Source organism: Pseudomonas neustonica (assembly GCF_003797945.1).
In the GTDB taxonomy this organism is placed as follows: Bacteria; Pseudomonadota; Gammaproteobacteria; order Pseudomonadales; family Pseudomonadaceae; genus Halopseudomonas; species Halopseudomonas neustonica.
The window spans coordinates 465,187-471,476 of record NZ_RKKU01000001.1 but is presented as its reverse complement, the minus strand read 5'-3'; the positions used below and the strand labels follow the sequence as shown (position 1 = coordinate 471,476).

The 6,290-nt window shown below is 45.8% G+C and carries 6 protein-coding genes and 1 pseudogene; 2 read left to right on the top strand and 5 right to left on the bottom strand.

Annotation, left to right across the window (positions count from 1 at the left end; translation table 11 throughout):
- Nucleotides 1-868, top strand: an 868-nt coding sequence (locus EF096_RS02290) for an IS3 family transposase (RefSeq protein WP_123887974.1), incomplete at its 5' end; no start/stop codon positions are given.
- A 7-nt stretch (nt 869-875) separates the two neighbouring features.
- Nucleotides 876-1,178: pseudogene (locus EF096_RS02285) on the top strand (alpha-ketoglutarate-dependent dioxygenase AlkB); the annotation flags it as partial.
- Between the two features lie 382 nt (nt 1,179-1,560).
- Here EF096_RS02285 and EF096_RS02280 read toward each other — a convergent pair.
- From EF096_RS02280 to EF096_RS02260, 5 genes are all read right to left on the bottom strand, one after another.
- On the bottom strand, nt 1,561-2,976 hold the full coding sequence (locus EF096_RS02280; protein WP_123887973.1) for a HEPN domain-containing protein: 1,416 nt from the start codon (nt 2,974-2,976) through the stop codon (nt 1,561-1,563).
- Nucleotides 2,977-3,087: 111 nt separating this feature from the next.
- Nucleotides 3,088-3,630 (bottom strand): HEPN domain-containing protein, encoded by a 543-nt coding sequence (locus EF096_RS02275; RefSeq protein WP_123887972.1) that lies wholly within the window; start codon nt 3,628-3,630, stop codon nt 3,088-3,090.
- 21 nt (nt 3,631-3,651) lie between these two features.
- Nucleotides 3,652-4,221 carry a GNAT family N-acetyltransferase gene (locus EF096_RS02270; protein ID WP_235869603.1) on the bottom strand — a complete coding sequence of 190 codons (570 nt, stop codon included), beginning with the start codon at nt 4,219-4,221 and terminating at the stop codon, nt 3,652-3,654.
- A gap of 492 nt (nt 4,222-4,713) precedes the next feature.
- On the bottom strand, nt 4,714-5,196 hold the full coding sequence (locus EF096_RS02265) for a hypothetical protein (RefSeq protein WP_123887971.1): 483 nt from the start codon (nt 5,194-5,196) through the stop codon (nt 4,714-4,716).
- 96 nt (nt 5,197-5,292) lie between these two features.
- Entirely contained in the window at nt 5,293-6,252 is a 960-nt protein-coding gene (locus tag EF096_RS02260) for a restriction endonuclease (protein ID WP_123887970.1), read from the bottom strand.
- Nucleotides 6,253-6,290 lie beyond the last annotated feature (38 nt).

The window sequence follows — 6,290 nt, the reverse complement described above, 5'->3', positions numbered from 1 at the left end:
ATCGTTCGCGTTTATAGACCGGTTAAGTGAGCATGAGCCTGTTGAACTGGTCTGTGAAGCGTTCGGCATCTCCCGATCCAGCTACTACGATTCCCGGCGTCGACGGAAGCAAATTGATCCCGAGAAATTGATGCTGCGCAGTAAGGTAAATCAGCTGTTTAACGAGAGCCGGAGCTCTGCGGGTAGCAGAACGATCATGGGATCGATGCGCGAAGAAGGGTATCAAATTGGCCGGTTCAAGGTCCGAAGCCTCATGCGCGATCTTGGGTTGGTATCCAAGCAGCCAGGGCGTCATGCGTACAAGTCCGCTACCGTTGAGCGAGTGGATATCCCGAACCATCTGAACAGAGAGTTTGCCGTGCAAGCGCCTAACCAGGCCTGGTGTGGCGACATTACCTATATTTGGGCTCAAGGACGCTGGTGTTACCTTGCCGTCGTCTTGGATCTGTTTAGCCGTCGTGTTGTGGGCTGGGCGCTATCGAGTCACCCGAATGCAGAGCTGGTCATAAGAGCGCTGGATATGGCTTATGAACAGCGAGCCCGGCCTCAGGACGTGATGTTTCACTCGGACCAGGGAAGCCAGTATGTCAGCCGCAAATTCAGGCAACGGTTATGGCGCTACCGTATGAGGCAAAGCATGAGCCGACGGGGCAACTGCTGGGATAACGCGCCCATGGAGCGGCTGTTCCGCAGCTTGAAGTCAGAATGGATACCAAGCACCGGATACGCCACGTTCAAAGAAGCACAGCGAGACATCAGCTATTACCTGATGACACGGTACAACTGGCTAAGACCACATCAATTCAATGATGGTTTAGCACCTGCCAAGGCAGAGGAAAAACTTTATCCACTGTCCGGAATCAGTTGACCACTACACCTGTTTGATCAATCGATATCAGACGGGGGCGGGCATGGGGTTGCATCAGGATAAGGACGAGCAGGACCTTGGGGCGCCTATTGTGTCAGTGACGCTGGGGGCGCCTATTACGTTTTTGTTTGGGGGGGTGTTGCGGACCGATAAACCCAGCCGGTGGTTGTTGGAGCATGGGGATGTGGTGGTTTGGGGTGGGGTTAGTCGGTTGTATTTTCATGGGGTGGCGCCGCTGGGGAAGCGGGCTTCTCATGCCGCAACCGGGGCGGTTCGGTATAACCTGACTTTTCGGCGGGTGGTGGGTTAGGTCTGCCTTGCACTGGCTCGTTATCGCTTTTCGCCTCTAGGCGAGTTAGAGGGGAATGCTTGCCCATTCCCCTCTAACAACTCCCCTGGGCACCCAGCTGCGCGGCCCTTCGGGTTCGCTGCGTTGCTCGACCTACCGGGGACGCACCTGGCCGGCCGCTCACAAACTCGCTGCGCTCAGACAGCGCAAGCGCCTTTTCCCCGGCAGCTCTGCGCTACTCGCCCGCTCAGATGGGATTCTGGTCCGTGTGGTGCCAGTGAATCTCCTCTTCCCGAAAATGTAGTAGACAGCAGCAATAGGTATTACTCAATATCAGAGCTAACGCCTTGCTCACCGGAAAACTGGGAGCGTAGCGAGCAATTTTTCCGCGTGCAGCACCTTGTTATGCCACATTCTTAGTTACCAAATGATAGCCAGACAGCCTATCAATAATCCGTGATGATACTGAAAGGTCAATATTTATACTTTCAAACAAGGCCAAGATAAGCAAAACTTCGACAAACTTAGATTTTTCTTCAACCTCATGGACAGAAACATAATAGTCGTTAGCATGAGTTATATCGTTTCTTAAACTACATATTGACCCAATATCACTTTTTTGAACTGTCCAGTTTTTTGATATTTCTACTGGGACCTTTACATAAAAATCTTGAATGCACTTTTCTGTATTGTATTTTGAGCCATTATATCTTGGTATACCCTTCAGGAAACTGGCTACACTTTTTTTATCATTAAACCGTTTAACCAAATACGGCTTTATTCTCTTGCTAAGGTCTTCTAAAACATCCTCATCTAAAAAGAATTTCTTTTTGAAGCATAGAGACTCTAATATACGGAAGAACCCTAAAAAACGTTCCTCAGGATTATCCATCCGCTGATACGTCAATAGCTTTTTAAAATACCCTCTTTTCTTATCTGGTAATGAGAAATAATAGTTAAAGCTCTCCAACGGCAATTCTGGCAATCCCAGTGAGTCAAATCTAATATTTTTTCCCAATGGAAAAAGTGGATATCCTTGATCATGCCTCGGGATATTGTTGGTTGTTGGGAAGTAAATCGTTCCCGCCTGTGAGAATGAAGAAGAACCAAATTTCACCTCAATCAGATCGACGGCGAAATCATTACCGTTAAACAATGCTAGCAGAGAATAAATCTCAAGATATTTGCAATACGAGGCATTAATGCTTATCGGATTTTCAAATACAAGCGATATAGAAGGTGGAAAACATATTCCTGAGCTAAATCCAGGAGAAGAACTATGCATAGAGAGATTATAACCAACATAAACTCCGCCATAATTTGGCATTTCCTGTCCGAATTCAGTTAATTTTTCCGGGCTATCAAATATTGGCTCTTTATTATGATAAGAACGAATTATTTCTTCTTGTTTTTCTGTGTTTCCGACCCATTTCTTAATAGCTTCAGAATGAATACTTAGCGACAGCACTATGCCATCTTGATATACATTATTAGGTGAAAATATAACGTGATCAACTTCATATACATTTTCGAAAAACCCAATACTTCTATTTCTGTGGGGAATCATCCTACTGCTACTACTTACTAAACGCAGCTTTTGTAGCAAAAATGTACTATTTAAATCTCTACATGTCAGTTGGTCTATTTCGCCCCAGCCACATGAGAAATCCCTGCCCTCATGTCTCTCGCCCATTATTTTTAATATTATTGCTTCAGGTGAAAGATTCAGCTCTGCAGCAAAATGGTTCACACCATCTTCAGCAATAACATTAAAGGTATACGATTTCCCTAGCTCTAAACTTTTAATGCCAAACGTCATCGATTGCACTCACCTTATCTTATTTCCTAAAAGGCATAACGCCCGCAGCACGCGCGGTTTTGTAGTGAAGGCGCAGCCGCAGCGAAAAAGCCGTCGCTGTGCCTGCGATTGTTAGAGATTTTTATCAACATACATATCAGTCGCTTTCACTAAGTCCTTGATAAAGCGAATGACTTTCTCAAGTTCATCACGCTTGATAAGGTGCGCTACAGGAGATCCGCTGCTCATCGGCTTTGACCGGTGGACGGCATCGCCTCGCTTACTAATCCAGCGATTCAAGGTGGCTCTGGACTTTGCTGGGTCATAGTTAGCCCAAGACCATCCTTCAGTAACATCAAAACCAAGATATTCTTCAAAAATCCTTTTTGTTTTATCTGACGTTGGGTTATGAAATTGTTTAAGGTCCGTATTCAATTTTTTTAATACGAAATCACCAACATAGCTACCCGCTACCACACCCAGCTTTTTATTCATTTCCTCAGTAAGCCTATCCTCAACATAGGTTTCCCAGGCCGTAAGCGCCATGACAAGCCCTGCTCGCTTCAGAACCTCGGCATTTGACGGAGGAGGATTAGCATTAACTGCATCGAAATGTGCGAGTAGTTCTTCAGCATCACTGATGCCGTATTCAAAGCTTTGGTATGCACGTGACATAAATATCTCTAACGCCAGCCATCACGCGCTTGTCGCGTGCATGGCATTGTTATGCAATGTCTCCCATTGCTCGGATGTTAGGCGGTACAACCTCACCGGCCGACCATGAAAATCCAGCTCATCAAAGCTGGAAAAACCCGCTTTCTCAGCGACCTTCAGCGATGCCACGTGTTCAGGCTCTATGATCACCACCACTGAATTGAACAGTTTCTCTCCAAAAACATAGTTCAGAACTGCTCTCGCCGCCTCAGATGCCAGCCCTTTATTCCAATAACGCCTAGCAAGCCGATAGCCGAGGTTGATTTCCTCGACATCAGCGACCATTTCTGGCCCAGCGCTGCAAAAGCCTATGAGTTCATAAGCTTTTTTATCGATTAGTGCCCACGGCCCCACACCATGTGACTCGTAACAAGATAAAGACCACTCAACGAATTTTCGGGTAGCGGCCTCATCACAAACTCCATTAATCGAGTGCTTCATTACCTCAGGATCGCTGAGAATTTCGATCAATGCGGGAACATCCTCAAGGGACAACCGCCGTAAAATCAACCTCTCTGTCTCACAGACCTTCACCATAGCCTCCTTGTGCATAACGCTTCACTAAAGTGCGCGTTTTTTAGCGTCACTTTTCAGTGACTTGTTATGTTTATCGGGACCTAATGCCCATAGTATGTATAGAACAATTACAGACTCTGGAAGTATAAATTGCCCGAATATTTTAGCGCCAGTATAACCAAACAGCCACCAAACAGTAGGCATTGATACTAGCGAAAAGACTGTAGCGATATAAACAAATCTGGGCACATGCCACTTAATTGAAGTTTCTGGGTATTTGTTCCGGCTAAAAGCCCATTTTCGCCATACAGTAGAAACTAGATAGATAACAAGGAAAAACCCTAATACAGCTAGCCAATCCAGAGCCTTTAAGTTTTCAATACTACAATTAGGATTACACGAAAAAAGACTATCCATAATCTTCACTTTTCAAATTGGGAAACATAACGCTTGCAGCATGCGCGCACACGGAATGGAGCCGAAGGCGCAATGTAGTGGGCGTCGCCGTGCCTGCACTGGTTATGTGCTTTAACCATTGTGACTGAAAACCACCAGTTTTTTGTCGGGTATCACCATCAGGACGGCCTCATCCGTGAACGAATAGTACGAACCACCGGTTCGTCCGCTCTCTACTATGTCGTCATACAAAGAGCCACCGATACTCCCGCCGCAAAGCAGTTCATATGACCAATTTTCCGACCTAGTCCAGTCATCTCTGGGAGTTTCCATCCACTCGCCATATGTATAGTACCGGTCAGAATGACCTCGAGCCTGGCCTGACTCCTCGAAAAACTTAACACCTTGCTCTTTGATGGCTTCTGCTGTTTTACCGCCCAATTTGTAGACGGCCGTACCACAACCTTCCCTAAACCCAGAATCCGAGGTGATAGATATGTGGTAACTGAGACCAATATTTTCTGGAATAGCTTTTCTATACCAGTAATCCTCGAGTAGGTACCAAGCTCCGATTAGAGCAACGACAATTGCTCCGGTAACCTTTAAAGCTTTCATGATTCTGCGAGCTTTCCTTGCACATAACGCCAGCCGTAACCGGCGCATTTGCAGTGAGCGCAGCGAACGAAAAATGCGTCCGATTTAACGGCCTTGTTAGCCTTCATAGCCTAAGCCTCCCAGGTACGATGGAATCATGCCTAGGGATTTGACTCGTTCTAATTCTTTGCTTGTGAGGTGGCGAGACGCATATGGAAATACCTGAAGAAGAAACTCTTTTAGGCTCTCAAAAGCTTCATCCGAATAGACTACACCAGAGCGTTGTTCATTCATGATGCTCATGACCCATTTAATAAATATTGTAGGCATCATTACATCAGATATATCTTCCCACCCATCTGTTAAATTGCCGTTATGTTTCCTTATATAAGCTGACAGTGCCGAGTCGCAGTGCCCCCTGCATGTCCAGAAAACGTGCTCGAAATGCTCTTTTTCATTTTCATAGTCAGTCCTTCTTCTCGACCAAAGTGTTATTACACCGTTATCCTCTTGATCGAAAAGTTCCTTTTCGCATACTTTGCATTTTAAGCTTGGCTTATCGACAAATATTTTTGCGGGTTGAGGGTTTTCTGTTTTCCACTCAGAGAGTGATACAGGAAAGTACCTTTCGGCAATTTCAAGACCTTTGGCTGAGTGAAGTAATTGGCCTTCAATTTTTTCTCGATCGAAGAATTGATACTCGACCCTATCTTTCATTCCCTCAAGATTTGTTGATAATCCTGTGCTAGCGAGGGTTGAATAGAAACCAATAAAACCCTGACAACCATTAGCCTCAACTCTGTCCCGAATATTCGCGTCGTCAGTCGGTGAAACGGAGTTACCACTAAACGCCTTGTGCTTGCAGCTCACAAGCCATCTGATTATGGTTTCACCACCAACACCAGTGCGCTTTTCTTCAACGATTAGATCGACCCCACCATCAGCACCTCTGTCTGGATCAGTGATGATCTTGTAGCCCATGAACGAAAGAAAATCGCGCGCAAACAGTTCGAATGTATCTTGCATTCCGCTTGCTTTGTGAGCTTCTGGTATCTCTTTAAAGTCCAAAACAGCCAAATTCAATGCTCCGTTCTTATTGAGGCTAACAGTTGAGT

What these genes read in the sequence shown, in the direction of transcription:
- EF096_RS02270 (WP_235869603.1), bottom strand. Translation starts at nt 4,221, where the DNA reads ATGCACAAGGAGGCTATGGTGAAGGTCTGTGAGACAGAGAGGTTGATT.
- EF096_RS02265 (WP_123887971.1), bottom strand. Translation starts at nt 5,196, where the DNA reads ATGAAAGCTTTAAAGGTTACCGGAGCAATTGTCGTTGCTCTAATCGGA.
- EF096_RS02280 (WP_123887973.1), bottom strand. Translation starts at nt 2,976, where the DNA reads ATGACGTTTGGCATTAAAAGTTTAGAGCTAGGGAAATCGTATACCTTT.
- EF096_RS02275 (WP_123887972.1), bottom strand. Translation starts at nt 3,630, where the DNA reads ATGTCACGTGCATACCAAAGCTTTGAATACGGCATCAGTGATGCTGAA.